We start from the raw sequence: 26,022 nt of genomic DNA on the forward strand, positions 1-26,022 counted from the left end.
TTCAGGAATTGATGGAGTCATTGCGATGAGTACCGCTACCCCGGAGACACTGGGCCATCCGCACGACCACGCGCACGATCACGATCATGCGCACGATCACCCGCATGGCTGGCGCCGCTGGCTGTTCGCCACCAACCACAAGGATATCGGCACGCTGTACCTGCTGTTCTCGTTCACCATGCTGCTGTCCGGCGGCGTGCTGGCGCTGCTGATCCGCCTGGAGCTGTTCGAGCCGGGCCTGCAGTTCTTCCGCCCCGAACTGTTCAACCAGTTCACCACGATGCACGGGCTGATCATGGTGTTCGGCGCGATCATGCCGGCGTTCGTCGGCTTCGCGAACTGGATGATCCCGCTGCAGATCGGCGCCTCTGACATGGCGTTCGCGCGCATGAACAACTTCAGCTTCTGGCTGATGCCGCCGGCCGCGCTGCTGCTGGTTGGCTCGTTCTTCGCGCCGGGCGGCGCCACCGCCGCGGGCTGGACGCTCTACGCGCCGCTGTCGGTGCAGATGGGCCCGGGCATGGACATGGCGATTTTCGCCATGCACATCATGGGCGCGTCGTCGATCATGGGCTCGATCAACATCATCGTCACCATCCTCAACATGCGCGCGCCTGGCATGACGCTGATGAAGATGCCGATGTTCTGCTGGACGTGGCTGATCACCGCCTACCTGCTGATCGCCGTGATGCCGGTGCTGGCTGGCGCGATCACGATGGTGCTGACCGACCGCCATTTCGGCACGAGCTTCTTCTCGGCCGCCGGCGGCGGTGACCCGGTGATGTACCAGCATATCTTCTGGTTCTTCGGTCACCCCGAGGTCTACATCATGATCTTGCCGGCGTTCGGCATCATCTCGCACGTCGTGCCGGCCTTCGCGCGCAAGCGCCTGTTCGGCTACAGCTCGATGGTGTACGCCACGGCCTCGATCGCGATCCTGTCGTTCATCGTGTGGGCGCACCACATGTTCACCACCGGCATGCCGGTGACGGGCCAGCTGTTCTTCATGTACGCGACGATGCTGATCGCGGTGCCGACGGCCGTGAAGATCTTCAACTGGATCGCCACGATGTGGCGCGGCTCGATGACGTTCGAGACCCCGATGCTGTTCGCGATCGGCTTCATCTTCGTGTTCACGATCGGCGGCTTCACGGGCCTGATGCCGGCTGTCGCTCCGATCGACATCCAGCTGCAGGACACCTACTTCATCGTGGCGCACTTCCACTACGTGCTGGTGGCGGGCTCGCTGTTCGCGCTGTTCGCGGGCTTCTACTACTGGGGTCCGAAGTGGAGCGGGTTCATGTATGACGAGATGCGCGGCAAGATCCATTTCTGGGGCTCGCTGATCTTCTTCAACGTGACCTTCTTCCCGATGCACTTCCTGGGCCTGGCCGGCATGCCGCGCCGCTATGCGGACTACCCGACCCAGTTCACGGACTTCAACGCGATCGCCTCGATCGGCGCGCTGGGCTTCGGCCTGATGCAGGTGTACTTCTTCTTCTGCGTGGTCCTGCCGTCGTACCGCGGTGGCCAGGCCGCTGGCGACAAGCCGTGGGATGGCGCGGAAGGCCTCGAGTGGACCGTGCCGTCGCCGGCACCGTTCCACACGTTCGAAGAGCCGCCGGTCGTCAAGTAATCCAGTAATCCAGTAACACCGGCCGGATGCCAGCCCTCGGGGCAGGTATCCGGCCCGCTAACCAGATGCTCATGCAGCCCTCGGAAACAAGCCCATCGCCGCAGGATCGCAAGGCCGCCCAGCGGGCCGCCAACCGCCGTCTTGGCTGGATATTGCTCTCGATCGTGGTGGTCTTCTTTCTGGGATTCTTTGCCAAGATGGTGTTCCTTGGCGGCTGATGTCCCGATCAGATCGATGAAGTAGGAGGCAGACGCGTGGACGGGCAGGACAAGGCAATCGAGAAGCGTTTCAACCGCGGGATGATGTTGCGCCTGCTGGTGGTGGTGACGCTGATGTTCGGCTTTGGCTACGCGCTGGTGCCGCTGTACAAGGCGATCTGCGAGGTTACGGGCATCAATGTGCTGACCACGCGCGATCTGTATGGCGGGTCGGCGTTGAAGAACTCGCAGGTGGACACGAGCCGCACGATCACGGTCGAGTTCGATTCCAACGCGCGCGGGCCGTTCGCATTCCGGCCGGTGAAGCATTCGATGGAAGTGCATCCGGGCGAACTGACGACGATCGTGTACGAGGTGGCCAACGGGCAATCGCGGGACATCTCCGCGCAGGCGATTCCGAGCTACGCGCCGAAGCAGGCCACCGAGTACTTCAAGAAGATCGAGTGCTTCTGCTTCAAGCAGCAGACGCTCAAGTCGAAGGAGGCGCGCGAGATGCCGGTGGTGTTCGTGATCGACCCGAAGCTGCCTAAGGACGTGAAGACCATCACGCTGTCGTACACGTTCTTCGAGGTGGGCACGCCGGTGGCGCAGGCGCCGCAGGATGAGCAGGCCTCGGTGCAGAAGGGGAGCTGACGATGACCAACCGCGACGATTCGGTGGATCCGGTGCATCGCAAGGCGTCCTTCGCGCAGACGGTGCGCGCGGTGCTGTGGTCGTTTATCGGGCTGCGCAAGGGGTCGGAGCATGAGTCCGATATGGCGCGGCTGAACCCGGTGCACGTGATCATCGCCGGGCTGATCGCGGCGGCAGTGTTCGTGACGGTGCTGATCCTGGTGGTGCGCACCGTGGTGAGTCAGTCGTAGCAGGAAACTAGCAGGGAAAAAGGACAGAGCCGCTGGCAACCGAAGCGAAGCGGATCTGGCGAATAACCATTAGAGACTCTGAGCTGGAGATAGAAGAATGAGTGCGAATCGCGCAAACGCCCCGTACTACTTCGTGCCGGGCCCGTCGCGCCATCCGATCACGGCGGCATTCGGCCTGCTGATGACCGGCGCGGGAGCCGCGGGTTGGGTCAACGGGCAGCCGTGGGCGCCGTACCTGTGCGGCTTCGGCCTGTTGTGGTTCCTCTTCGTGCTCAAGAGCTGGTTCGGTGACGCCATCCGCGAATCCGAAGGCGGCATGTACGGCAAGAACATCGACACCTCGTTCCGCTGGTCGATGGGCTGGTTCATCTTCTCCGAAGTGATGTTCTTCGCGGCGTTCTTCGGCGCCCTGTTCTACGCGCGCACCATCGCCATGCCGTGGCTGGGCGACCTGAACAACAAGATCATCTGGCCGGACTTCGCGGCCGTGTGGCCGAACATGGGCCCTGCCGGCACCGTGGAAGACTTCCAGACGATGGGCCCGTGGCCGATCCCGACCATCAACACGGCGCTGCTGCTGACCTCGGGCGTCACGCTGACCTGGGCGCACCACGCGCTGCTGGCCGGCAAGCGCAGCCAGCTGATTCAGGGCCTGGTCCTGACGATCCTGCTGGGCGCGATCTTCATGTGCCTGCAGGCCTACGAGTACATGCACGCCTACAGCGAACTGAACCTGAAGCTGACCTCGGGTGTCTATGGTTCGACGTTCTTCCTGCTCACGGGATTCCACGGCTTTCACGTGACGATGGGCGCGATCATGCTGACGGTGGTGCTGATCCGCGTGCTGAAGGGCCATTTCACGCCGGAGCATCACTTCGCATTCGAAGGTGCAGCCTGGTACTGGCACTTCGTGGACGTGGTCTGGCTGGGCCTGTACGTGGTGGTCTACTGGCTGTAAGGATTTCGCCGCGCCGCCTGCGGGCGGCGTGCGGTATCGAAGAAAGCGAAGCGCCGCGGGAGAGAAATCTCGGCGGCGCTTTTTTTCGCGAGGATGCCTGTCAGGGCGACGTATGGATGCCCGTGCTCTGGATCCAGCCCATCCAGTGCGAGAACAGGATGAACAGGAACAGCGCCACCGAGAAGCCGACGCGGAACATCAGCGAACGCATCATGTTGGGCGTGCGGCCACGGTCGCGCATCATGAAGAACAGCGCGGAGGCCAGGCTGCCAATGATCAGGATGAAGGCGACAAGGATGACGAAGCGCATGTGGGGGCCCGTTCTGCGAAGCGCCCATTATCGCACTGCGATGCCCGGAGGGAACCCGTGACGACCCGCACGCTCTGGCGTTCGCCGGGCACGGTGCCAATGGTGGCGGCGCTCGTGGTGATCGTCGTCACCTGCGCGCTCGGCAACTGGCAACTGCGCCGCGCGCATGAAAAGATCGACCGTGCGGAGCGGCTGGCCACGCTGGCGAAGCAGGCGCCCGTCGAACTGCGCGCGGGCCAGACCGATGCCGCACAACTGGTCGAGCGCCGCGTGCGCGCGCGCGGCACGTTCGACGCGGACAAGACAGTGCTGCTCGACAATCGTCCGCACGGCAACGGTACTGACAGCCGTGCGGGGTTCCTCGTGCTCACGCCGTTGCGCCTCACGGACGGTGGCAGCGTGCTGGTGATGCGTGGCTGGCTGCCTCGCGACGCGCAGGACCGCACGCGCATCGCGCCGTTCCCGACGCCCACGGGGGAAGTCACTGTCGAAGGCACCGCGCTGGCCGCTGTGCCGCGCGTCTACAGCCTCGGGCAGGATGCTTCCGCGGAGGCCGGACGCAAGATCCGTCAGAATATCGACCTTGCCGCTTTTTCTCATGAGATCGGGGCGTCACTCCTGCCGGTGGTGGTAGAACAATCGGGCGATGCCGGAGATGGACTGGCCCGCGATTGGGCCCCGGCCGATTTCGGCGCGGACCGGCATTACGGGTACGCTACCCAGTGGTTCGGGCTGGCCGTGTTGACGCTGGTGCTGGTGGCCGTCCTCGGCTGGCGGCGCGCCCGGCTGGACCGGGCAGACGGCAATGGAAACCTATAAACGAACGATGAACGCACAGACGAACGCCATGCCGCAGCCAGATCCCACGGCTTCGCCGGACCCCCGCATCGACGCGCGCACGCGCCGCGGCCGCCTGCAGATGCTGATGCTGCTGCTGGTCTGCGCATCGCCCGTACTCTTTTCGTACTTCACGTACTACGTGATCAAGCCGACCGGCGGCAGCACTAACTACGGCGTGCTGATCGACCCGCAACGGCCCATGCCGCCCGTGCAGGTGACCAATGAGCGCAACGAGTCGGTGCCGCTCGCGTCCATGCGCGGCAAGTGGCTGATGGTGATGACCGACCCGTCCGCCTGCGACGAGACCTGCGCGAAGAAACTGTTCACGGTGCGCCAGATCCGCGTCGGACAGGGCGAGGACCGCGAGCGGATCGTGCCTGTCTGGCTGATCCAGGACCGGGGCGATGTGGACGACCGGCTCGCCGCCGCCTACAACGAACCTTATGCGGGCGTGCGTTTCCTGCGCATGGACCGGGCCACGATTGCCCAATGGCTGCCGGCCGAGGACGGCGCGCGCGTCGAGGATGCGATTTACCTGGTCGATCCGCTCGGCAACCTGATGATGCGCTGGCCGAAGGACCCCGACCCCAAGAAGATCAGCAGCGACCTGAAGAAGCTGCTGAAGTATTCCCGTATTGGCTGAATCCCATGCTGCTTCAGTTGGCCATCATTGGCATCCTGATTGCGCTGCTGCCCCTGTCCTACGTGATGGTGCGCGGCGATCGCGACAAATATCGCAGACTCGTCTGGATCACGGCGTTCCTGACGCTGGACCTGATCATGTTCGGCAGCTTTACCCGGCTGACCGACTCCGGCCTTGGCTGCCCCGACTGGCCCGGCTGCTACGGCCACTCGAACCCGCACGCGGCGATGGAGCCGATTCGCGCGGCGGAAACGGCGCTCCCGAGCGGCCCGGTCACGCTGATGAAAGCGTGGATCGAGATGATCCATCGCTATTTCGCCATGGCGGTCGGTGTGCTGATCATCTCGCTGATGGTGCTGGCATGGGTCAAGCGCCGGGAACTGAAGCAGTCGCCGTGGTTCGCCACCGGCGTGTTCCTGCTGGTCTGCCTGCAGGGCGCGTTCGGCATGTGGACCGTGACGATGAAGCTGCAACCGATCATCGTCGTCACCCACCTGCTGCTGGCGATGGCGCTGCTGGCGTCGCTGATCCTGCTCGGGTCACGTAACGAACCGCCGCATGTCGTGGCGCCACAGGCGGCTTCGCTGCGCTGGGCCGGCCTGCTGGCCCTGGTGCTGCTGGTCGTCCAGATCTTCCTGGGCGGCTGGGTCAGCACCAACTACGCGGTGCTGGCCTGTACCGACTTTCCGCTCTGCAACGGCCAGCTCGTGCCAGAGATGGACTTCCGCCATGGCTTTACGCTGTGGCGCCAGCTGGGCATGACGGCCGACGGCGACTACATTCCGCACGCGGCGCTGGTGGCTATCCACTGGGTGCACCGTGGCTTCGCCTTCGTCGTGCTCGGTTTCCTGCTCTGGTTCGCGCTGCGCGCGCGCCGGATGGAAGGGCTGGCGCGGCATGCGCGGTGGTTGCTGGTCGTGCTGACGCTGCAGTTGTGCACCGGCATGTCGAACATCGTTTTCGACTGGCCGCTGGTCGCGGCGGTGGCCCATAACGGCGGAGCAGCCCTGCTGCTGATGTTGTTGCTCCGTCTCAACTACAATATCGGCCTCGCCACTCGCTCCGCCGGCGCCGCCACGCAACCCTCGATTGCCGCGCGCGCCACATGAAGGACAAGATGCCCCCCGTGGTAACTGCTACCCACTCCCAATCCTCCGTGGGCCGATTACGCCATCTGGCCCGCCAATACGCCGCGCTGACCAAGCCGCGCGTGACCCAACTCGCCGTGTTCTGCGCCATCATCGGCATGTTCCTGGCCACGCCGGGCATGGTGCCGTGGTCGGTGCTGATCGGCGGCGCGGCCGGTATCTGGCTGCTGGCCGGCGCGGCTTTCGCCATCAACTGCCTGGTGGAACAGAAGATCGACGCGCTGATGCGCCGCACCGCGTGGCGCCCGTCGGCCACCGGCGAGATCACCACCACCCAGACGCTGATCTTCTCGGCCGTGCTGGGCGGTGCCGGCATGTGGCTGCTGCACGTCTTCGCCAACGACCTGACGATGTGGCTCACCTTCGCCACGTTCCTTGGCTACGCCGTGGTCTATACGATCCTTCTGAAGCCGGCGACGCCGCAGAACATCGTAATCGGTGGCCTGTCGGGCGCCATGCCCCCGGCGCTGGGCTGGTCCGCGGTATCGGGCACGGTGCCTGCCGAGGCCTGGTTCCTGGTGCTGATCATCTTCACCTGGACGCCGCCGCACTTCTGGGCGCTGGCTCTGTACCGCCGCGCTGACTACGCCAAGTCCGGCCTGCCGATGCTGCCGATCACGCACGGCGAGCGCTACACGCTGCTGCATATCCTGCTGTACACGCTGATCATGATCGCGGCCACGCTGCTGCCGTTCGTGTACGGTATGAGTGGCTACATCTACCTTGTGGCGGCACTGGGGCTGGGCCTGGTGTTCCTGGGCTATGCCTGGAAGCTGTACCGCAACTACTCCGACGGTCTCGCCCAGCGCACCTTCCGTTATTCGATCCTGTACCTGTCGCTGCTGTTTGCGGTGTTGCTTGTGGATCACTACTTCAAGTTCGTGCCGCAGGTCTGACCGCCTGCGGCATCTTGCCGCGCCCGGAAGTCATCGGCGGCCCGATCGGCGATACTTTCGGGCAACTCCTCCCAATTCTTGCGCATGTCGACCTCTTCCCAGGGCCTTTGGGCCGCATTCCGCCGCTTTTGGCTGCTCGCGCTCTGCACGGCCCTGCTGGCCGCCTGCGGGCAGCCAAAGCCGTCCTTCCGCAACGTCGATATCTCGGGTGCCACCGAGTTCGGCAAGGACTTCGCGCTGCTGGATCCCACCGGCAAGACCCGCACGCTGGCCGATTTCAAGGGCAAGGTGGTGCTGATGTTCTTCGGCTACACCCATTGCCCGGACGTGTGCCCGACCACGATGGTGGAGCTCAAGCAGGTGATGGAGCAGATGGGGCCCGATGCGGACAAGGTGCAGGTGTTGTTCGTCACCGTCGATCCGGATCGCGATACGGCGGCGCTGATGGCCCAGTATGTGCCGGCCTTCGACTCGCGCTTCCTGGGCCTGCGCCCGGCCGACGAGGCCGCGCTCAAGAAGGTGACCAAGGACTTCAAGGTCTACTACGCCAAGGTGCCGGGTTCGTCGCCGGACAACTACACGATGGACCACTCGGCCGGCAGCTACGTGTTCGACCAGAACGGCCAGTTGCGGCTGTTCATCCGCCACGGCCAGGGGCCGGAGCCGATCGCGCATGACCTCAAGCAGTTGATGTCGTAAATAAGAAAAGGCCGGTCTAATGACCGGCCTTTCTCATTGCGGGGTGCGTGGCCTCAGGCGAATGCCGCCAGCGCGCCCTTCATCTTCTTCATTGCCGCCGATTCGATCTGGCGAATCCGCTCGGCGGATACACCGAACTCGTCGGCCAGTTCGTGCAGCGTGGCGCCGCCCGAGCCATCGTCGTTGACGTCGAGCCAGCGCGCCTCGATGATGCGGCGGCTGCGCGGGTCCAGCTTCGTCAGCGCCTCTTCCAGGCCCTCGACCTGCAGACGGTCGTGGCGCTTGGCTTCCAGCACCTGCGTCGGCTCGTTGTGGTTATCCGCAAGGTAGGCGATCGGCGCGAACTCTTCCTCGCCGTCCTCGATCTGGCCTTCCAGCGCCATATCGCCGCCCGACATGCGGGTTTCCATCTCCATCACTTCCTCGGGCTTGACGTTGAGCTCGCGCGCAACGGCTTCGATCTGCTCGGGCGTGAAGGTATGCGAGCCCTGCTTGTGGCTGCGCAGGTTGAAGAACAGCTTGCGCTGGGCCTTGGTGGTGGCCACCTTGACCATGCGCCAGTTCTTCAACACGTATTCGTGGATCTCGGCCTTGATCCAGTGCATCGCGTACGACACCAGGCGCACGCCCTGTTCGGGGTCGAAGCGCTTGACGGCCTTCATCAGCCCGATGTTGCCTTCCTGGATCAGGTCGGCGTGAGGCAAGCCGTATCCCAGGTACTGGCGAGCAATGGAGACCACCAGACGCAGGTGCGACATCACCATGCGGCGGGCGGCATCGACTGAGTCGTTGTCGCGCAGGTCGCGAGCCAGGCTGAGCTCTTCCTCGGGGGTGAGCATCGGGATGCGGTGGACAGCCTGAATGTAGCTGTCCAGATTACCCAGTGTGCCGGGGAAGGTCAGTGCGAAGGCATTCGCGGCGGCATTCTGGGGCGCCGTGGGCAGACGGCGGGTAACTTGGGTTTGATCGGCAGACAGGACTGCGTTCACTATGACTCCTTTCGCATCCGGCGGTGGGTTGCCGGTGTGTCCCGAAGGGACACCGCATTGCAACGCATATTAGCACTCGAACCGGACGAGTGCTAAGTTAGAAGGCCTATAGGGTTGATAGTTCCAGGCAATCGGAAAAATCTTCTGGATAGCCTGATGTCGCCTTATAGTGGTCCAGCCCAAGCCTGACAAGGCCTGGCGGGCAGCGCTCTCGGAGCACTGTTATTAGAGGGGGCAGCCCCGATTCGGTTTCGCAGCGATTTCGGGATGGTGTATTGCAGGATTCGCTACACTGAAGTCGTTTTTCAGACGCATCCCCCAGGAGCCCCACATGTCTGCTATCGAACACTTGCTGAAGCCTCATGTGCGAGACATCGGCGAGTTCACCGTCCGCCGATTGCTGCCCGCCGCTACGACGCAAACGGTCGGGCCATTCATCTTCTTTGATCACATGGGGCCGGTGGAGATGGAGCCCGGCGCGGGCATGGATGTGCGTCCGCATCCTCATATCGGACTGGCGACAGTCACGTATCTGTTCGAAGGCGAGATCATGCATCGCGACAGCCTCGGCAGCGAGCAGGTGATTCGACCCGGTGACGTGAACTGGATGACTGCTGGGCGTGGCATCACGCACTCGGAGCGCTCGCCGGACGGCGCGCGCTCGGCCGGGCCGCATCTGCACGGCATCCAGACCTGGGTGGCCCTGCCGAAGGCGCATGAGAATGATCCGCCTTCGTTCCACCACCATCCGGGTGCTACGCTGCCCAAGCTCGAACTGCCAGGCGTGCGGATGACCGTCATCGCGGGCGATGCCTTCGGCGCCGAGTCGCCGGTCAGGGTCTACAGCCGCACGCTCTATGTGGCAATCGAGATGGATGCCGGCGCAAGCCTTGTGATCCCCGCCGAACACGTCCAGCGTGGCATTTATCCGGTCGACGGCAACCTGGAGGTCGATGGCGAGACGCTGCCGGCCGAACATCTGGTGGTGCTGGTACCTGGCGAGCCCGTGACGATCAAGGCGACGATGCCCTCGCGCGTGATGCTGCTTGGCGGCGATCCCACGGACGGACGGCGTTTCATCTACTGGAACTTCGTGGCAAGCAGCAAGGAAGCGATCGAAGAGGCCGCCCAGCGCTGGCAGGACGACCAGTTTCCGCACGTTCCGGGCGAGACGGAGCGCATTCCGCTGCCGCCGCGCCGGCCCTGATCGCGCTGGCGGGCCATCCTGCATCCTGTAGCGGGAGGTGTTACAGCGGGCTGGCCCAGGTCACCCGCGTGGCCTGCGCCAGGCACTCCTTGATCGCCGCCACCTGGGTGGCAACGGGCGCGGGCACCGGTTCCGCGCCGTCCAGCACCTTGCGAATCCACGCGGCCGTCTCGGCGATGTCCGTGCCCTGCGGCAGTTCGGGCACATCCGCGACCGAACCGCCGACCGGATCGACCATCGTGCGCTGATGGCCGTCGTGCAGCCAGTCGATACGGCTGCTGCGGCGCGCGTCGGCCACGACTTCCCCCTCGGTACCCCGGGCCAGCATCACGTTGGCGGGTTCGTGCGAGAAATACTCGGTCAGCGTTTCCCGATACTCGGGGTGGGTGTAGCTGTAGAGCCGCAATGCCTCGGCAGGGGAGTGTCCGCCCACCGGTTGCAGCATCTTGACGACCGTATGCGCCGAATTGCGCAGGCCGATGATCGCGCGCTTGTCGAGCAGTTGCGACAGCGCGGGCGACAGCACGTCGATCGGCAGCGCGGCCAGCGGATTCGATGCCGCGCCAAGCTGCGTCTCCGCGGACTGCGCTGTGGCGCATAGCGGCACGCCCAGTGCCTCGAACAGCGCCATGCTGGTGACGCGGCCCGGAAACTCGCGAATGCCGTGGACCAGCGTCGGCACGCCATCGCGCGCCAGCAGCATCGCCAGCAGCGGCACCAGGTTCGGTTGCTTGCGTGCGCCGTTGTAGCTCGGAATCACCACCACGGGTTTGTCGGCCGGCGCGGCCAGCGGCGCGCAGTGATCGTGCGCGGCGTCCAGCATGCCGGCCAACTCGTGCGGTGCTTCGCCCTTGATGCGATAGGCCAGCAACACGGCGCCCAGTTCGAGATCGGACACACGACCGGCGAGCATGGCATCGAACAGCGCCTGGGCGTCTTCACGCGGCAGCGCGCGCGCGCCATTGACGCCTCGTCCGATTTCCTTGATGTACTTGGCCGCCGGGAATGGCGCGCGGGATGCAGAGGTCATGATGCTGCGGGGATCGTGGGGTTGGGGTTCATGATAGCGGAGGCTCGCCGCTTATCCCAATGCCGTGAGTCAATCATGATCCCCGCGCCGGGCAAGCGTCAGGCGGCTTCCTCCAGCGCCGGATTGCGCTGCTTGCGATACAGGAAGTCGAGCACGGCAGTGCGGCACGCGTGGAATGTCTTGTCGTCGGCCAGCGTCACGCGGTCACGCGGGCGCGGGATGTCGACGCGCAGGATCTCGCCGATGGTCGCCGCGGGCCCGTTGGTCATCATGACGATGCGATCCGCCAGCAGCACGGCCTCGTCCACATCGTGCGTGACCATGACCACGGTGCTCCTGGTGCGCGCAACGATCTTCAGCAACGCGTCCTGCAGGTGGGCACGTGTCAGCGCGTCGAGCGCGCCGAATGGCTCGTCCATCAGCAATACCTTCGGCTGCATCGCCAGCGCCCGGGCGATGCCCACACGCTGCTTCATGCCCCCGGAGATCTCGTGCGGATACTTGCTTTCCGCGTGGGTCAGGCCCACCAGCGCCAGCGTGTCGTGCGTGCGCGCCTTGAGTTGCGCCGGCGTCTCGCTCTGGCCGAACACACGCTCCACGCCCAGATGGACGTTCTCGAAGCACGTCATCCAGGGCAGCAGCGAGTGGTTCTGGAACACCACGGCCCGCTCCGGGCCGGGGCCGGCGATCTCACGTCCCGCGCAGATCAGCGCGCCGGTCGTCGGCGCGGTCAGCCCGGCGATCAGGTTCAGCAGCGTGGACTTGCCACAGCCCGAATGCCCGATCAGTGTCACGAACTCGCCTTCCGCGATCGACAGGTCGATATCGCGCAGCGCCACGAACGGCCCCTTGCGTGTCTTGAAGGTCTGCCCGACGTTTTCGATGCTGACGAACTTTTCCATGATGGTCGTCCCCGGATCAGGTGTTGCCGTAGCTGAAGCGGCGGGCGAGGGCCAGCAGCAGGTGCTCGAGCACCAGGCCCACCACGCCGATGATGAAGATCGCGATCACGATGTGCTCGACCTTGAGGTTGTTCCACTCGTCCCAGAGCCAGAAGCCGATGCCGGTGCCGCCCGTGAGCATTTCCGCGGCGACGATCACGAGCCACGCCGTGCCGATCGACAGCCGCACGCCGGTCAGCATGTACGGCAGCACGGCAGGAAACAGCACGTGCCGGAAGATCTTCCACTCGGACAGGTCGAGCACGCGTGCCACGTTCAGGTAGTCCTGCGGCACGCGAGTCACACCCACGGCGGTATTGATGATCATCGGCCAGATCGAGCAGATGAAGATTGCCCAGATCGCGGCGGGGTTGGCGGCCTTGAACAGCAGCAGGCCGATCGGCAGCCAGGCCAGCGGGGATACCGGACGCAGCAGGCTGATGACGGGCGACGCCATCGCGTTCAGGAACGCGAAGCGCCCCAACAGGAAGCCGGCTGGAATGCCCACGACCGCGGCCAGGCCAAAGCCCGCCGCCACGCGCGCCAGCGACGCCAGCACGTTCCAGCCGATGCCCTGGTCGTTCGGCCCATTGCGATAGAACGGATCGGCGAACAGCGGCACCGCGGCGTTCCATGTGGCGCCAGGTGTCGGGATCGACGGGATCAGCGTGGCGATGCCGTGCCACACCAGCACGAACAACGCGAAGCCGATCAGTGGCGGCACGCACTTGAGTACGAACGCGGCAAGCGCGTCGCGGCGCGCGGCGCGTTGCTCAAGTGCGGCGATCTCCTGTGCGCGGCGGCGCGACTGTTCCTTGGCGTCCGGATCGACGGCCTCCGGATTCATGGGCGTGGCGCCTTCCGGCGATGACTGGGCGAGAGCATTCACGGCAAGCTCCTGTTCGTGTGGATGGGGCTGGATGGGGCAGGACCGACCGGGCCGGTCCGTGCGGCGCGTCAGGCCTTGATCTTGAATCCGTCGGCGTAGGCCTTCGGGTCCTTCGTCGCATCCCACGTCACGCCGTCGATCAGCCTGGCGGTGCGGAAGTCGCTCTTGGGTAACGGCACCTGCGCGGCCACAGCGGCTTGCTTGTAGATGTCGATGCGATTTACCTGCTTGGCCACGGCCAGATAGTCCGGATGCTCTTTCAGCAGCCCCCAGCGCTTGTGCTGGGTCAGGAACCACATGCCATCAGAAAGGAACGGATAGTTCGCCAGGCCGTCCTGGTAGAACTTCATCGAATCGGGGTCATCCCAGGTCTTGCCCAGGCCGTTGCTGTAGCGGCCCAGCATCCGGTCCAGGATGATGTCCATATCCGTGTTCACGTAGGACTTGGCGGCGATCGTCTCGGCCGTCTTGCGGCGGTTGGATGCGGAAGCGTCGATGAACTTCGATGCATCCAGCACGGCGGCCACCATCGCGCGCGCCGTGTTCGGGTACTTCTGCACGAACTCGGCCGTGGTGCCCAGCGTCTTCTCCGGGTGATCCTTCCAGATCGCCTGGGTGGTCTCGGCGGTGAAGCCGATCTTGTCGGCGATCGCGCGCGCGCCCCAAGGCTCACCGACGCAAAAGCCATCCATGTTGCCCACGCGCATGTTGGCCACCATCTGCGGCGGCGGCACAGTGATGGCCTTGGCATCGCGCATCGGATCGATGCCGTTGGCGGCCAGCCAGTAGTAGAGCCACATCGCATGGGTGCCGGTCGGAAAGGTCTGCGCGAACACGTAATCGCGCTTTTCCCTGGACATCAGCGCCTTCAGGCTCGCGCCATCCTTGACGCCCTTTTCCGCCAGTTTCGAGGACAGCGTGATGGCCTGGCCGTTGTGGTTCAGGTTCATAAGCACGGCCATGTCTTTCTTCGGCCCGCCGATGCCGAGCTGCACGCCGTAGATCAGCCCGTACAGCACGTGCGCGGCGTCCAGCTCGCCATTGACCAGCTTGTCGCGCACGCCAGCCCACGAAGCCTCCTTGCTCGGCGTGATCTTGATGCCGTACTTCTTGTCCAGGCCCAGCGTCGACGCCATCACCACCGATGCGCAATCGGTCAGCGGAATGAAGCCGATCCTGACCTCCGGCTTTTCCGGCGCATCGGAGCCGGCGGCCCACGCACCGCTGCGCACCAGCGGATCGACCAGCGTCATCACGCTGGCACCGGCGATAGTGGCCAGCGCGCGGCGGCGGCCGTGGCAGGCGGGGGCGGCATCCGCGGCAGCGGTGTCGTTGGCGCGCTGGGGCTTCAGGACTTTGAGGCGAGAGGGCATGCGATACGCTCCAGAAAGAGAAAAGGCGTCCCGATCCCCGGCCCGGACACTTGGCCAGGAAGGCCAGAGTCCGGGGCGGGGTTCAGGACGCCGTTGTCCGATACCTCGCGGTCGACGTTGATCGCGGGCACACATGTTGTGAGGTGCTTCCGGGTGATGCGCGGCCGTCGTTGGCCGTGCCTTGGGTAACGCAAGCGCTATGCCAGCGTTTTTTGGGGTGTCGGAGGGGAAATGACGGGGCCGGTGGTGCCCGTTTCACTGTCGGGATGCGCCGCCGGGGAATGGCGCCGCGCCAGTCTTGTGCAACGCACCAACGGCGTGCCGCGCACGCGTCCGTGTGCCGCGCCCGCCAGCGCGGAGGGATCAGGCCATCACATCGATCACGCGCTGTGCGGCATCCACGAGCCGGATACCGCGCTCCATAGCCATCGAGCGCAGCCGCTTGAAGGCTTCGTCCTCGCTGATGCCGCGTGCCTGCATCAACAGGCCCTTGGCGCGCTCCACCGTCTTGCGCTCGGCCAGCTTGAGCTTGGTGGCGTCAAGTTCGGCGCGTAGCTGCTGGTCCAGCTGGAAGCGGGCGTAAGCCACATCGAGGACTGTCTTCACCCGTTCGGCACGCAGGCCGTCGACGATGTAGGCGGTGATGCCGGCCGACAGGGCGGCCTTGATGCGCTGAGCGTCGTCGTTATCCGTGAACAGCACGATGGGGCGCGGCGCATGCTGGGTGGAGACGCAGACATGTTCGATGGTGTCGCGCGCGGCCGATTCGGAGGCAATGATGACCAGGTCCGGCTGGCTGGCCGTAATGGTGTCCGGCAGGCGCAGGTCCGCGTCGACGGTTTGCACCTCAGTGAAGCCTGCCTGCGCCAGACCGGCGCGGATCGTCTCCACGTTGAGCGGATCGGCCTCATGCGGATCACGAACCAGCAGGATGCGCAGGCTCCGGCTCGTGGTGGCTGGCGGTGCTACGGCGGAAGGGGGCGGATGGCGTCGGGTCATGGAGGGCGCTTGGTTGCGGTGCAATATGCAAGATTCGCGCCGGGTCTGCTTCCACTGTATGCCACCGTATTCAAGGTGTATCCTTTGCCCCTGCCGCGGCCCACCCGACTGGGCACGACCGGACACGACACCGGGTGCGGCGTTCCATCAAAAAAGAGAAAGCTGGAGAGTTGGATGACCGAATTCGTCTTCGCGCCGCAAGCCCCCGTCGGTGTTCCCGTGCGTGGTGGCAGCGCAAGTTTCCCCGTGCGCCGGGTCTACTGCGTGGGCCGGAACTATGCCGCCCATGCCCGTGAAATGGGTTCGGACCCCGACCGCGAACCGCCGTTCTTCTTCTGCAAGCCGTCCGACGCGGTCAGCTACGTGGCCGACAAGACCGAAGGCGCCTTCCCGTACCCGCCGGGCACGGGCAATTGCCACTACGAGGTGGAACTGGTTGTCGCCATTGGCAAGGGCGGCCGCGACATCCCGGTCGAGCAGGCCGCCAGCCATGTCTTCGGCTATGCCATCGGCCTCGACATGACACGCCGCGACCTGCAGAACGAGTCGAAGAAAACCGGCCGCCCTTGGGAAACCGGCAAGGCATTCGACAAGTCCGCGCCGATCGGCCCGATCGTGCCGGTCTCGGCCATCGGCCACCCGGCAAAGGGCGCCGTGACGCTCGCCGTCAATGGTGTGGAGAAGCAGCGTGGCGATCTGTCGGACCTGATCTGGTCAGTGCCTGAAATGGTGTCGTACCTGTCGAAGCTGTTCGAACTGCAGCCGGGCGACCTGATCTACAGCGGAACGCCTGAAGGCGTGGGGCCGGTGGTGAAGGGCGACGTCATGCAATGCCACATCGAAGGTGTGGGCGACCTGACCGTCAAGGTGGTGTGAGGCGATGCTCGAACTCCATAGCTACTTCCGCAGCTCGGCGTCGTTCAGGGTGCGTATCGCGCTGAACCTGAAGGGCTTGCCCTATGACTACAAGGGTGTGCATCTGCTGAAGGAAGGCGGCATGCAGCTGAAGCCCGAATATCGCGCGCTGAATGCCGATGGCGTGGTGCCGACGCTCGTGGTCGATGGCAGGCCGCTGATTCAGTCGATGGCGATCATCGAGTATCTCGACGAAACCCATCCGGAGCCTGCGCTGCTGCCGAAGGATCCGTTCGAGCGTGCCGTCGTGCGCGGCCTGGCTCAGGAAATCGCCTGCGAGATCCATCCGCTCAACAACCTGCGCGTGCTCAAGTACCTCAAGCACGAGCTCAAGGTGTCGGAGGAAGCCAAGGATGCGTGGTACCGCCACTGGATCGAACAGGGGTTTGCCTCGCTCGAAGTCAATCTGTCGCAACTGGGGCGTGTGGGTCGCTTTGCGTTCGGCGATACGCCGACATTGATCGACTGCTGCCTGGTGCCGCAGGTATTCAATGCGCAGCGCTTCAATGTTGATGTGAGCCGCTTCCCGACGATCGCGAAGATCCATGCCACTTGCATGGAGCTGGACGCGTTCCAGAAGGCCGCGCCCGGGGCGCAGCCGGACAGCGAGTAAGCGGTAGCGTTGCCAGAAACAAAAACCCCGGTGTCCTCACCGGGGTTTTTGTTTTTGCGTGCCAGCCGGACTCAGCCCAGCAGCGCCTCGGCGAACTCGTCCGCCTTGAACGGCTGCAGGTCCTCGACCTTCTCGCCCACGCCGATGAAGTACACCGGTACCGGACGCTGGCGCGCGATCGCGGCCAGGATGCCGCCCTTGGCCGTGCCGTCGAGCTTGGTCACGATCAGGCCGGTCAGGCCGAGCGCGTCATCGAACGCGCGCGTCTGGGCCAGTGCGTTCTGACCAGTATTGGCGTCGATCACAAGCAGCACTTCATGCGGTGCGGTCGGCATCGACTTGCCGATCACGCGCTTGACCTTCTTGAGTTCCTCCATCAGGTGAAGCTGCGTGGGCAGGCGGCCAGCGGTATCTGCCATCACGATGTCGATCTTGCGCGCGCGCGCCGCGTTGACGGCATCGAAGATCACGGCGGCTGGGTCGCCACTTTCCTGGGCCACCACGGTCACGTTGTTGCGCTCGCCCCAGATCGTGAGTTGTTCGCGCGCGGCGGCGCGGAATGTGTCGCCGGCGGCCAGCAGCACGGACTGGTGATAGGACTGGAAATGCTTGCAGAGCTTACCGATGCTGGTGGTCTTGCCCGCGCCGTTGACGCCGGCAATCATCATCACCAGCGGCTGCTCGCGGCCCAGTTCCATCGTCTTCTCGAGCGGCTTGAGCAGCTGCGTCAGCAGATCCTTGAGCGCGGCCTTCACGCCTTCGGCCGTTTCGATACGATCATTCTTGATGCGGCGGCGCAGTTCGCCCAGCAGGTACTCGGTGGCCTCCACTCCGGCATCGGCCATCAGCAGCGCTGTTTCCAGTTCCTCGAACAGCGCCTCGTCGACCTTGACGCCGACGAACAGCACGCCGATGTTGCGGCTGGTCTTCGACAGGCCGGCACGCAGCCGCGACATCCAGCCGCGCTTGGCTTCGGCGGTTTGCGCGGGCGGCGGGGTCAGCTCCAGCTCCTCGATGACCGGCGGCGTATAGCTGGCCGGAGGCGGAGCCGACGCCACGGGCGGCACGACCGGAGGCGCCACGGGTGGCGCCACATGGACCGGCGACGGGGCGGGCGTTGGAACTGGCGCAGGTGTTGAAGCCGGGGCCGAAACCGGGGTTGCAACGGGTGCCGCTACAGGGGGGGCGACAGGGGTTACCGCAGGTGCCGCAGCCGGGGCGGGGGCGGGAAGCGGGGCCGGCGCGGGAGCAGGCGCCGGTGTGGGGGCGGCCGCGGGCGGCTCGACCGATTCGGGAGCCGGTTCGGCCTTGCGCTTCTTCCAGAAACTAAACATTGGGAAAGGGGTCAATACCCCGGTAGAATCAATCGGCAAAATTCTAGCAGACGGGGTCGCATGAACCATTGCGCTGACGTGTCCGGAGCGGGTGTCGCGAAATTTCCGCGGCGCATTCTTTCTTCTCTCATTCTTGCTTCCCTGATCGGCCCCTTGGCCGGCACTGCGTGGTCCCAGACCCCAGGCGAAGCGCCCACTACCGCCACGTCTGCCTCGCCACGACAGGGGCCACCACCAACCCAGCCAACGGCGACAGTTGGTCAGGCCCAGGCCGGCACGACCGAATTCCGCTTGTCCAATGGCTTGCGCGTGATCGTCAAGGAAGACCATCGAGCGCCCACGGTGGCCCACATGATTTTCTACCGCGTGGGCGGATTCGACGAGGTCAGCGGCACCACCGGCGTAGCCCACATGCTCGAACACATGATGTTCAAGGGCACGCCGAAGGTACCGGTGGGTGAGTTCTCGCGCCAGATCGCCCTGCTGGGCGGCCGCGAGAACGCCCTGACCAACCGAGACTTCACGCTCTACTACCAGCAGATCTCCAAGCAATACCTGCCGAAGATGATGGAGCTCGAGGCCGACCGCATGGCCAACCTCATCTTCAAGAAGGAAGAGTTCGAGCGAGAGATGAAGGTGGTGATGGAAGAGCGTCGCCTGCGCACCGATGATTCTCCCCGCGGCACCGTCTACGAGCAGTTGCTGGCCACGGTCTACACGGCGATGCCGTACCGGCACCCGGTCATCGGCTGGATGGACGACCTGGTCAACATGCGGGTCGAGGACGTGCACGACTGGTACAAGACCTGGTACGTGCCCAACAACGCCATGGTGATCGTGACCGGCGACGTCAAACCGGATGAGGTTCGCGCGCTGGCCGAACGCTACTACGGCAAGCTGAAACCGCATCCGCTGCCGCTGCGCAAGACGCAGATCGAGGCGCCGCAGAAGGGCATCAAGCGTATTTGGGTCAAGGCGCCTGCCGAGAATCCCTACATGGTGATGGCCTACAAGGTGCCGCGCCTGCGCGACGTGGAAAAGGATGTCGATCCGTACGCGCTGGAAGTCCTGTCCGCCGTGCTGAATGGCTACGACAATGCGCGTCTGACACGTGAACTCGTGCGTGAACGGCGACTGGCCGACGACGTGAACGTCGGCTACGACAGCATCAACCGCGCGGACTCTCTGTTCGTGCTGGATGGCACGCCCGCCAACGGCCACACGACGGAAGAGATTGAGGCCGCGCTGCGCGAGGAGATCCAGCGCATTGCCAAGAACGGCGTGTCCGAGGAAGAGCTCAAGCGCGTCAAGGCCCAGGTCGTGGCAGGCCAGATCTACAAGCGCGACTCGGTGTTCGGCCAGGGCATGGAAATCGGCGTGTCGGAAATCTCTGAAATCTCTTGGCGCCAGATCGACCGCATGCTCGACAAGATCAAGGAAGTCACGCCGGCCCAGGTGCAGGCCGTCGCCGCCAAGTATTTCAGCGACGACAACCTGACCGTGGCCACGCTTCTGCCGCAGCCGATCGACCCCAACAAGCCCAAGACCCCGGTCCCCGAAGGCCTGCGTCACTAGGAGCAACAATGTCCTTGTCTGTCATGACGATTGCGTCTCCGCGTCTGTTGCGCCGGCTTGCCGGCGCGGCCTTCGGGGCAGCGGCGCTGCTCGCCGGCGCTGTTGCCCACGCAGCCATTCCGATCGAAAGCTGGACGGCCTCCACGGGCGCGAAGGTGTTCTTCGTGCCGAGCCCGTCGATCCCGATGCTTGACGTCAATATCGACTTCGACGCCGGCAGCCGGTATGACCCGCCCGGCAAGGCCGGCCTTGCCACGCTGACCGCTGCGCTGCTCGACAAGGGCGCTAGCGCGCAGGATGGCCAGCCGGCCCGCAATGAGGCGCAGATCGCCGATGCCTTTGCCGATACCGGCGCCGATTTTGGTGGCGCAGCGGGCGGCGACCGTGGCGGCATCGGTTTGCGCACGCTGACCGCTTCGCCAGAACGTGAGCAGTCACTGCGTCTGGCAGCTCAGCTAATCAAGTCGCCGACCTATCCGGACGCCGTGGTGGCACGCGAAAAGCAGCGCCTGATCACGGCAATCCGCGAGGGCGACACACGGCCGGGCGTGATCGCGGACAAGAAGCTGTCGAAGGCGATCTATCCGAATCATCCATATGGCGTATCGGCCACGGCCGAAACTGTCGGGTCGATCACGCATGACGACCTGGTCAAGTTCTGGCAGGACAACTACACGGCGAAGCGCGCCGTGGTGACGTTGATCGGCGCGATCGACCGCAAGCAGGCCGAACAGATCGCCGAGGAACTTACGCGTGGCTTGCCCGCCGGCGCGGCCCCGCCGACGATGCCGGACGTGCAGATGACGATCCCGGCCAGCGAGCAACGGATTCCCCATCCGGCCCAGCAGGCCAGCGTGGCGCTCGGGCAGCCGGCCATCGCGCGCGGCGATCCGGACTATTTCCCGTTGCTGGTCGGTAACTACGTGCTCGGCGGCGGCGGCTTTAGCTCGCGCCTGACCGATCAGGTTCGCGAGAAGCGCGGGCTCACCTACGGTGTGGACAGCTACTTCTCGCCGTCCAAGCAGCCGGGGCCGTTCAGTGTCTCGCTGCAGACCAAGAAGGAAAACACCAACGAGGCGCTGGCGCTGGTGCGCGAGATCGTCGCGAAGTATGTGGCGGAGGGCCCTACGGACGCCGAACTGCGCGCGGCCAAGGACAACCTGGTCAATGGTTTCCCGCTGCGCATCGACAGCAACCGCAAGCTGCTGACCAACGTGGCCAATATCGGCTGGTATGGCCTGCCGCTGGACTACCTGGACACGTGGACGAGCCAGATCAACAAGGTCACGCGCGAACAGGTGCGCGCCGCATTCCAGCGGCATGTGCATCCGGACGCCATGGCGACGGTGATCGTCGGCGGCCCGGAAAAGTGACGCGCCGGACGTGATTTCGCGTGGCTTGGCACCCATGTGTGGGCCGGGCCACCCGCGGCGGCGACTGACCTTGCTGTGCCGGCGCGTGGCAGGCTCTACAATCACGGCATGAATTCGCAATCCCGACCTTCGCCCGCACCGCGCGGGCGAACTTCTGTTCCCCGCAAGTCCCCCACCCAGGTGCGCATCATCGGCGGGCGCTGGAAGCGATCGCTGCTGCCGGTGCTCGAAGCCGAAGGGCTTCGTCCGACACCTGACCGTGTGCGCGAAACGTTGTTCAACTGGCTTGGCCAGGACCTGTCCGGCCTGACCTGCCTCGACCTGTTCGCCGGTTCGGGCGCGCTCGGCTTCGAGGCAGCGTCCCGGGGGGCCAGTGCCGTGACGCTGGTCGAAGCCAACCCGCACGTGGTGCGTCAGCTCCGCGACAACCAGTACCGGCTCGATGCCTCGCAGGTGAAGATCATCCAAAGCGACGCCTTCGCGGCAGCCGCGCAGATGCCGGCGGCCAGCTTCGACGTGGTATTCCTGGACCCGCCCTTTGCCGAAGACTGGCTCGGGCCGGCGCTTGAACACGCGGCGCGTCTGTCACGTCCGGGGGGAGCCATCTATGTCGAAACGGATCGTGCGCTGATCGGCCCCGATGCGCCGATACCGGCGTCCCTGGAGATCGTTCGCCAGGCACGCGCGGGGGCGGTGCATTTCCATCTGCTGCAGCATCGCCTCGCCAACGGCGCTGGCTGACCTGGGTCGTACGACCTCTTTGGTATGCCAGACAAGGGTTTGCGGGCCTGCTGCGGCGCGGCAGAAATGCGGCCTGATGGACTTCCAATTGCCCCGTTTGGGGTTACACTACGCCGCTGTTGTTTGTTCAACGCCCGTCACGCAGCAAGAATCACATTGACTCGGCCCCGCTGATTTGTGGGCCGGCAACGGGCAGCCCAAAGGAGGAAACATGGTCGTCGCCGTCTATCCCGGTACATTCGATCCCATGACCCGGGGACACGAGGATCTCGTCCGCCGTGCGTCGAATATCTTTGACGAACTCGTGGTCGGCGTGGCGCATAGCCCCAACAAGCGGCCGTTCTTCTCGCTCGAGGAGCGTATCGGTATCGCGCGCGAGGTGCTTGGCCACTACCCGAATGTGCGTGTGGAGGGCTTTTCGGGACTTCTCAAGGACTTCGTCCGCAAGAACAATGCGCGCGTGATCGTGCGCGGCCTGCGCGCCGTCTCCGACTTCGAGTACGAGTTCCAGATGGCGGGCATGAACCGCTACCTGCTGCCGGACGTCGAAACGATGTTCCTGACCCCTTCGGACCAGTATCAGTTCATTTCGGGCACGTTCGTGCGTGAAATCGCGGTGCTGGGTGGCGACGTCAGCAAGTTCGTCTTCCCCTCCGTGGAGCGCTGGCTTCAGGAGAAGATCGGCAAAGCCGAATAGAATAGAGGCCTTCGATGCCGTCTCCGTGGCCAGTCGGGCGCGGGCGGATCGCAGGAAGGAAATATCATGGCGCTGATGATCACCGACGACTGCATTAATTGCGACGTTTGTGAGCCTGAGTGCCCGAACGAAGCCATCTCGATGGGGCCCGAGATCTATGAGATCGACCCCGGCAAGTGCACCGAGTGTGTCGGCCATTTCGACGAACCGCAGTGCCAGCAGGTATGCCCTGTGGCGTGTATTCCGAAAGACCCGAACCACGTCGAAACGCACGAGGTGCTGATGCAACGCTATCGGCTGCTCACGGCAGCCAAGCACGTGGCCTGAAGCTGGATCTCTTATCCGGCTGCTATCGTTCCGGCCCCCACAGGCAAGAGCAGAAAAGAGAAACCCCGCGAAACCGTCAGGTTTGCGGGGTTTTTTCTTTGGAGCCGGCTGTCGGGGCGCGTGCTATCGGCCCGTGTGCAGTTCCATCATCGCGCGCTCGCTCTCGCCGCGCGCAAGCGTGCCCAGCGGGCCGATGCAGCGGTCGATCGCTTCGTCGATGGCTTGCTGCTCTTCCTTGCGTGGTGGCTTGAGCACGAAGTTGACCACGTCTTCGCGGCCACCGGCCGCGCCGCCCGGCGCGTTACGCGGATGGCCGACGCCGATGCGCAGACGCCAATAGTCCTGAGTGGTCAGGTGCGCCGAAATGTCCTTGAGGCCATTGTGGCCACCCGAGCCACCGCCGCGCTTGAGCTTGGCCGAGCCGGCGGGCAGATCCATTTCGTCGTGGGCGACCACGATTTCGTCGGGCAGGATCTTGTAAAAGCGCGCCAGCGACACCACGGACAGGCCGGAGCGGTTCATGAACGTGGAAGGCTTGAGCAGCCAGACATCCTGATCCCACAAACGGGCGCGGCCAGCCAGGCCGTGAAAGCGGCTTTCCACGCGCAGGGTTGTGCCACCCATGCGGGCGAGTTGGTCGACAAGCCAGAAGCCGGCGTTGTGCCGGGTGGCTTCGTACTCCGCCCCGGGATTGCCGAGGCCGACGATGAGCTTGATCATGCGTTGAGAACGGAATGCGGTAAATCGGACGCCTGAGGGCACCGTGGAACGCGACACAGGATACGCGAAAAAGCGTACGAAAAAGCCGCGCGAAAAAAAACCGCCGGCGAACCGGCGGTCTTTCTTGATGCGCCAGCGGTTGCGAGACCGCTATGGCATCTGGCGCGAAGACGCTTAGGCAGCGGGCGTTTCTTCGCCGCCTTCGGCAGCTTCCGACGACTGAGCGCCAGCCGGCAGCGTGATGCTGGCGATGGCCGGGTTTTCGTCGCCATGGGTGATGGCGGTCACGCCCTTCGGCAGCTTCAGGTCCGACAGGTGGATGGTCTGGTTCAGCTCGGCTGCGGCCAGATCCACTTCGATGAACTCAGGCAGGTCGGCCGGCAGGCACGACACTTCCAGATCGTTCAGGATGTGGCTGACGATACCGTGGCCCAGCTTCACGCCAGGAGCGGTTTCCTGGTTCATGAAGTGCAGCGGCACCTTCACGTGGATCTTCTCGGTGGCCGACACGCGCTGGAAGTCAACGTGCAGCACCAGCGGCTTGAACGGGTGCATCTGGAACGCACGCAGCAGGGCCTTCTCGGACTTGCCAGCCACTTCCAGATCCAGGATCGACGAGTGGAAGGCTTCCTTCTTCAGGGCGTGCCACAGCGCGTTGTGATCCAGTTCGATCATCTTCGGTTCGGCGGCGCCGCCGTAGATGATGCCGGGGGTCTTGCCCGAATTGCGCAGGCGGCGGCTCGCACCCGTTCCCTGTACGCTACGCTCGAAAGCGACAACTTTCATTTTCAACTCCAAATGTGAAGAAGGCTGTCCGCGACCAGACAGCCTCGACTGGCGGCACGTATCAAGAGATTGCGCCGCCTGAATCACGTTGGCCGCCCATTCAGGCGGCCAACGCAGTAAAGCCAAATATTCTAGCAGGTATCCGCCAGTACCGTCCCGATCAGTGCCGATCAGGCGTCGGCGAACAGCGACATGATCGAATCGCCCCGGACGATCCGGGTGAAGGTCTCGGCCAGCAGCGGGGCGGTCGTGACCTGACGGATCTTGCCGGTCTGACGGGCTTCGTCAGACAGCGGAATCGTGTCGCACACCACCACTTCGTCCAGCGCGGACGCGGCGATGCGGGCAACCGCGCCACCCGACAGCACCGGGTGCGTGCAGTACGCGAATACCTTCTGGGCGCCACGCTCCTTCAGCACCTGCGCAGCCTTGCACAGCGTGCCGCCGGTGTCGATCATGTCGTCCATGATCACGCAGTTGCGGCCGGCGACTTCACCGATGATGTTCATCACCTCGGACACGTTGGCCTTCGGGCGACGCTTGTCGATGATGGCCAGGTCGCAGTCGAGCTGCTTGGCCAGCGCACGGGCGCGCACCACGCCGCCGACGTCCGGAGACACTACCAGCAGATTGCCGTAGTTCTTCTCGCGCAGATCGCCAAGCAGGACCGGGGATGCGTAGATGTTGTCGACGGGGATATCGAAGAAGCCCTGGATCTGGTCAGCGTGCAGGTCCATCGTCAGCACGCGTTCCACGCCGGCCACTTCCAGCATGTTGGCCACGATCTTGGCCGAGATGGCCACGCGCGCCGAACGCGGGCGGCGATCTTGGCGGGCATAGCCGAAGTAGGGCATGGCTGCGGTGATGCTGCGTGCCGAAGCGCGCTTGAGCGCGTCGACCATCACCATCAGTTCCATCAGGTTGTCGTTGGTCGGCGCGCAGGTCGACTGCAGCACGATGACGTGCTTGCCGCGAACGTTTTCCTGGATTTCTACCTGGACTTCACCGTCGGAGAAACGGCCGACCAGAGCCTTGCCGAGCGGAATGCCGAGGTGCTGTACGACAGCCTCCGCGAGTTTAGGGTTGGCATTGCCGGTAAATACCATCAAGCCTTCGACGCTCATTCGGGGCACCTGTCTTGCTACTGGGGGGGCTTTGCGCCACCGGCAATGCCGGCAGCGAATTTCTGCATGTCCGCTCTGGACACTATAGGAAGTAATGGCAGGGGAAGAAGGATTCGAACCTTCGAATGCCGGAATCAAAATCCGGTGCCTTGACCAACTTGGCGACTCCCCTACACAA

At 64.4% G+C, this 26,022-nt stretch carries 29 protein-coding genes and 1 tRNA gene; 18 read left to right on the forward strand and 12 right to left on the reverse strand.

Annotation, left to right across the window (positions count from 1 at the left end; translation table 11 throughout):
- The first annotated feature begins 25 nt into the window (after nt 1-25).
- From ctaD to WD006_RS00495, 5 genes are all read left to right on the forward strand, one after another.
- The gene (gene ctaD / locus WD006_RS00475) at nt 26-1,636 is read left to right on the forward strand and encodes a cytochrome c oxidase subunit I (protein ID WP_011515154.1); all 1,611 of its coding nucleotides are present in this window, start codon (nt 26-28) and stop codon (nt 1,634-1,636) included.
- A 71-nt stretch (nt 1,637-1,707) separates the two neighbouring features.
- A complete protein-coding gene (locus WD006_RS00480) occupies nt 1,708-1,854 on the forward strand; it encodes a cytochrome oxidase small assembly protein (RefSeq protein ID WP_017511745.1) in 147 nt (48 codons plus the stop codon).
- Nucleotides 1,855-1,890: 36 nt separating this feature from the next.
- Nucleotides 1,891-2,487, forward strand: coding sequence for a cytochrome c oxidase assembly protein (locus WD006_RS00485; protein WP_011515155.1), 597 nt, complete (start codon nt 1,891-1,893; stop codon nt 2,485-2,487).
- Between the two features lie 2 nt (nt 2,488-2,489).
- A complete protein-coding gene (locus WD006_RS00490) occupies nt 2,490-2,717 on the forward strand; it encodes a DUF2970 domain-containing protein (protein WP_011515156.1) in 228 nt (75 codons plus the stop codon).
- 97 nt (nt 2,718-2,814) lie between these two features.
- Nucleotides 2,815-3,675: a cytochrome c oxidase subunit 3 gene (locus WD006_RS00495; protein ID WP_008642679.1), complete on the forward strand. Its 861-nt coding sequence runs from the start codon at nt 2,815-2,817 to the stop codon at nt 3,673-3,675.
- Nucleotides 3,676-3,775: 100 nt separating this feature from the next.
- On the opposite strand, the gene WD006_RS00500 is transcribed toward WD006_RS00495, so the two are convergent.
- The gene (locus WD006_RS00500; protein ID WP_008642681.1) at nt 3,776-3,985 is read right to left on the reverse strand and encodes a twin transmembrane helix small protein; all 210 of its coding nucleotides are present in this window, start codon (nt 3,983-3,985) and stop codon (nt 3,776-3,778) included.
- Between the two features lie 57 nt (nt 3,986-4,042).
- Here WD006_RS00500 and WD006_RS00505 point away from each other — a divergent pair, with 57 nt between their 5' ends.
- From WD006_RS00505 to WD006_RS00525, 5 genes are all read left to right on the forward strand, one after another.
- A complete protein-coding gene (locus WD006_RS00505; protein ID WP_080710330.1) occupies nt 4,043-4,804 on the forward strand; it encodes an SURF1 family protein in 762 nt (253 codons plus the stop codon).
- A 7-nt stretch (nt 4,805-4,811) separates the two neighbouring features.
- Nucleotides 4,812-5,468 (forward strand): SCO family protein, encoded by a 657-nt coding sequence (locus tag WD006_RS00510; RefSeq protein ID WP_029306760.1) that lies wholly within the window; start codon nt 4,812-4,814, stop codon nt 5,466-5,468.
- A 5-nt stretch (nt 5,469-5,473) separates the two neighbouring features.
- Nucleotides 5,474-6,577: a COX15/CtaA family protein gene (locus WD006_RS00515; RefSeq protein ID WP_011515159.1), complete on the forward strand. Its 1,104-nt coding sequence runs from the start codon at nt 5,474-5,476 to the stop codon at nt 6,575-6,577.
- Nucleotides 6,578-6,585: 8 nt separating this feature from the next.
- Nucleotides 6,586-7,512, forward strand: a complete 927-nt coding sequence (gene cyoE / locus WD006_RS00520; protein WP_080710331.1) for a heme o synthase — start codon at nt 6,586-6,588, stop codon at nt 7,510-7,512.
- Between the two features lie 84 nt (nt 7,513-7,596).
- Nucleotides 7,597-8,211: an SCO family protein gene (locus tag WD006_RS00525; protein ID WP_011515161.1), complete on the forward strand. Its 615-nt coding sequence runs from the start codon at nt 7,597-7,599 to the stop codon at nt 8,209-8,211.
- A 53-nt stretch (nt 8,212-8,264) separates the two neighbouring features.
- On the opposite strand, the gene rpoH is transcribed toward WD006_RS00525, so the two are convergent.
- Nucleotides 8,265-9,200, reverse strand: coding sequence for an RNA polymerase sigma factor RpoH (rpoH, locus tag WD006_RS00530; RefSeq protein ID WP_008642691.1), 936 nt, complete (start codon nt 9,198-9,200; stop codon nt 8,265-8,267).
- A 331-nt stretch (nt 9,201-9,531) separates the two neighbouring features.
- Here rpoH and WD006_RS00535 point away from each other — a divergent pair, with 331 nt between their 5' ends.
- Complete coding sequence (locus WD006_RS00535; RefSeq protein ID WP_011515162.1) at nt 9,532-10,407, forward strand: pirin family protein; 876 nt, start codon at nt 9,532-9,534, stop codon at nt 10,405-10,407.
- Nucleotides 10,408-10,447: 40 nt separating this feature from the next.
- On the opposite strand, the gene ybiB is transcribed toward WD006_RS00535, so the two are convergent.
- The 5 genes from ybiB to WD006_RS00560 all read right to left on the reverse strand — a co-directional run bounded on the left by ybiB (nt 10,448) and on the right by WD006_RS00560 (nt 15,639).
- Complete coding sequence (gene ybiB / locus WD006_RS00540) at nt 10,448-11,437, reverse strand: DNA-binding protein YbiB (RefSeq protein ID WP_011515163.1); 990 nt, start codon at nt 11,435-11,437, stop codon at nt 10,448-10,450.
- Nucleotides 11,438-11,535: 98 nt separating this feature from the next.
- Complete coding sequence (locus tag WD006_RS00545) at nt 11,536-12,339, reverse strand: ABC transporter ATP-binding protein (protein ID WP_011515164.1); 804 nt, start codon at nt 12,337-12,339, stop codon at nt 11,536-11,538.
- 16 nt (nt 12,340-12,355) lie between these two features.
- Nucleotides 12,356-13,225, reverse strand: a complete 870-nt coding sequence (ntrB, locus tag WD006_RS00550) for a nitrate ABC transporter permease (protein ID WP_049799764.1) — start codon at nt 13,223-13,225, stop codon at nt 12,356-12,358.
- A 110-nt stretch (nt 13,226-13,335) separates the two neighbouring features.
- The gene (locus WD006_RS00555; RefSeq protein ID WP_011515166.1) at nt 13,336-14,640 is read right to left on the reverse strand and encodes a CmpA/NrtA family ABC transporter substrate-binding protein; all 1,305 of its coding nucleotides are present in this window, start codon (nt 14,638-14,640) and stop codon (nt 13,336-13,338) included.
- Between the two features lie 363 nt (nt 14,641-15,003).
- Nucleotides 15,004-15,639 (reverse strand): ANTAR domain-containing response regulator, encoded by a 636-nt coding sequence (locus WD006_RS00560; protein ID WP_024569516.1) that lies wholly within the window; start codon nt 15,637-15,639, stop codon nt 15,004-15,006.
- A 174-nt stretch (nt 15,640-15,813) separates the two neighbouring features.
- On the opposite strand from WD006_RS00560, the gene WD006_RS00565 reads away from it, so the two are divergent.
- Both WD006_RS00565 and maiA read left to right on the forward strand, forming a co-directional pair.
- Nucleotides 15,814-16,515, forward strand: a complete 702-nt coding sequence (locus WD006_RS00565) for a fumarylacetoacetate hydrolase family protein (protein WP_029306759.1) — start codon at nt 15,814-15,816, stop codon at nt 16,513-16,515.
- A gap of 4 nt (nt 16,516-16,519) precedes the next feature.
- Nucleotides 16,520-17,167 (forward strand): maleylacetoacetate isomerase, encoded by a 648-nt coding sequence (gene maiA / locus WD006_RS00570; protein WP_011515169.1) that lies wholly within the window; start codon nt 16,520-16,522, stop codon nt 17,165-17,167.
- A gap of 71 nt (nt 17,168-17,238) precedes the next feature.
- Here the strand turns inward: maiA and ftsY are convergent, their stop codons facing one another.
- Nucleotides 17,239-18,501: a signal recognition particle-docking protein FtsY gene (gene ftsY / locus WD006_RS00575; protein WP_029306758.1), complete on the reverse strand. Its 1,263-nt coding sequence runs from the start codon at nt 18,499-18,501 to the stop codon at nt 17,239-17,241.
- A 60-nt stretch (nt 18,502-18,561) separates the two neighbouring features.
- On the opposite strand from ftsY, the gene WD006_RS00580 reads away from it, so the two are divergent.
- The 5 genes from WD006_RS00580 to WD006_RS00600 all read left to right on the forward strand — a co-directional run bounded on the left by WD006_RS00580 (nt 18,562) and on the right by WD006_RS00600 (nt 23,214).
- Nucleotides 18,562-20,076 (forward strand): M16 family metallopeptidase, encoded by a 1,515-nt coding sequence (locus WD006_RS00580; RefSeq protein WP_011515172.1) that lies wholly within the window; start codon nt 18,562-18,564, stop codon nt 20,074-20,076.
- A gap of 8 nt (nt 20,077-20,084) precedes the next feature.
- Nucleotides 20,085-21,449 carry a M16 family metallopeptidase gene (locus WD006_RS00585; RefSeq protein WP_011515173.1) on the forward strand — a complete coding sequence of 455 codons (1,365 nt, stop codon included), beginning with the start codon at nt 20,085-20,087 and terminating at the stop codon, nt 21,447-21,449.
- 108 nt (nt 21,450-21,557) lie between these two features.
- On the forward strand, nt 21,558-22,190 hold the full coding sequence (gene rsmD / locus WD006_RS00590; RefSeq protein WP_011515174.1) for a 16S rRNA (guanine(966)-N(2))-methyltransferase RsmD: 633 nt from the start codon (nt 21,558-21,560) through the stop codon (nt 22,188-22,190).
- 211 nt (nt 22,191-22,401) lie between these two features.
- The gene (coaD, locus tag WD006_RS00595; RefSeq protein ID WP_011515175.1) at nt 22,402-22,887 is read left to right on the forward strand and encodes a pantetheine-phosphate adenylyltransferase; all 486 of its coding nucleotides are present in this window, start codon (nt 22,402-22,404) and stop codon (nt 22,885-22,887) included.
- Between the two features lie 66 nt (nt 22,888-22,953).
- Nucleotides 22,954-23,214 (forward strand): YfhL family 4Fe-4S dicluster ferredoxin, encoded by a 261-nt coding sequence (locus WD006_RS00600; protein ID WP_008650933.1) that lies wholly within the window; start codon nt 22,954-22,956, stop codon nt 23,212-23,214.
- A 123-nt stretch (nt 23,215-23,337) separates the two neighbouring features.
- On the opposite strand, the gene pth is transcribed toward WD006_RS00600, so the two are convergent.
- From pth to WD006_RS00620, 4 genes are all read right to left on the reverse strand, one after another.
- Nucleotides 23,338-23,934 carry an aminoacyl-tRNA hydrolase gene (gene pth / locus WD006_RS00605; RefSeq protein WP_011515176.1) on the reverse strand — a complete coding sequence of 199 codons (597 nt, stop codon included), beginning with the start codon at nt 23,932-23,934 and terminating at the stop codon, nt 23,338-23,340.
- Between the two features lie 174 nt (nt 23,935-24,108).
- Entirely contained in the window at nt 24,109-24,720 is a 612-nt protein-coding gene (locus tag WD006_RS00610) for a 50S ribosomal protein L25/general stress protein Ctc (RefSeq protein WP_011515177.1), read from the reverse strand.
- A 170-nt stretch (nt 24,721-24,890) separates the two neighbouring features.
- Nucleotides 24,891-25,844, reverse strand: a complete 954-nt coding sequence (locus WD006_RS00615; RefSeq protein ID WP_008650936.1) for a ribose-phosphate pyrophosphokinase — start codon at nt 25,842-25,844, stop codon at nt 24,891-24,893.
- Nucleotides 25,845-25,939: 95 nt separating this feature from the next.
- Nucleotides 25,940-26,016: transfer RNA gene (locus tag WD006_RS00620), tRNA-Gln, on the reverse strand.
- Nucleotides 26,017-26,022 lie beyond the last annotated feature (6 nt).

The organism is Cupriavidus sp. Met-2 (genome assembly GCF_049843575.1).
GTDB lineage: Bacteria > Pseudomonadota > Gammaproteobacteria > Burkholderiales > Burkholderiaceae > Cupriavidus > Cupriavidus metallidurans.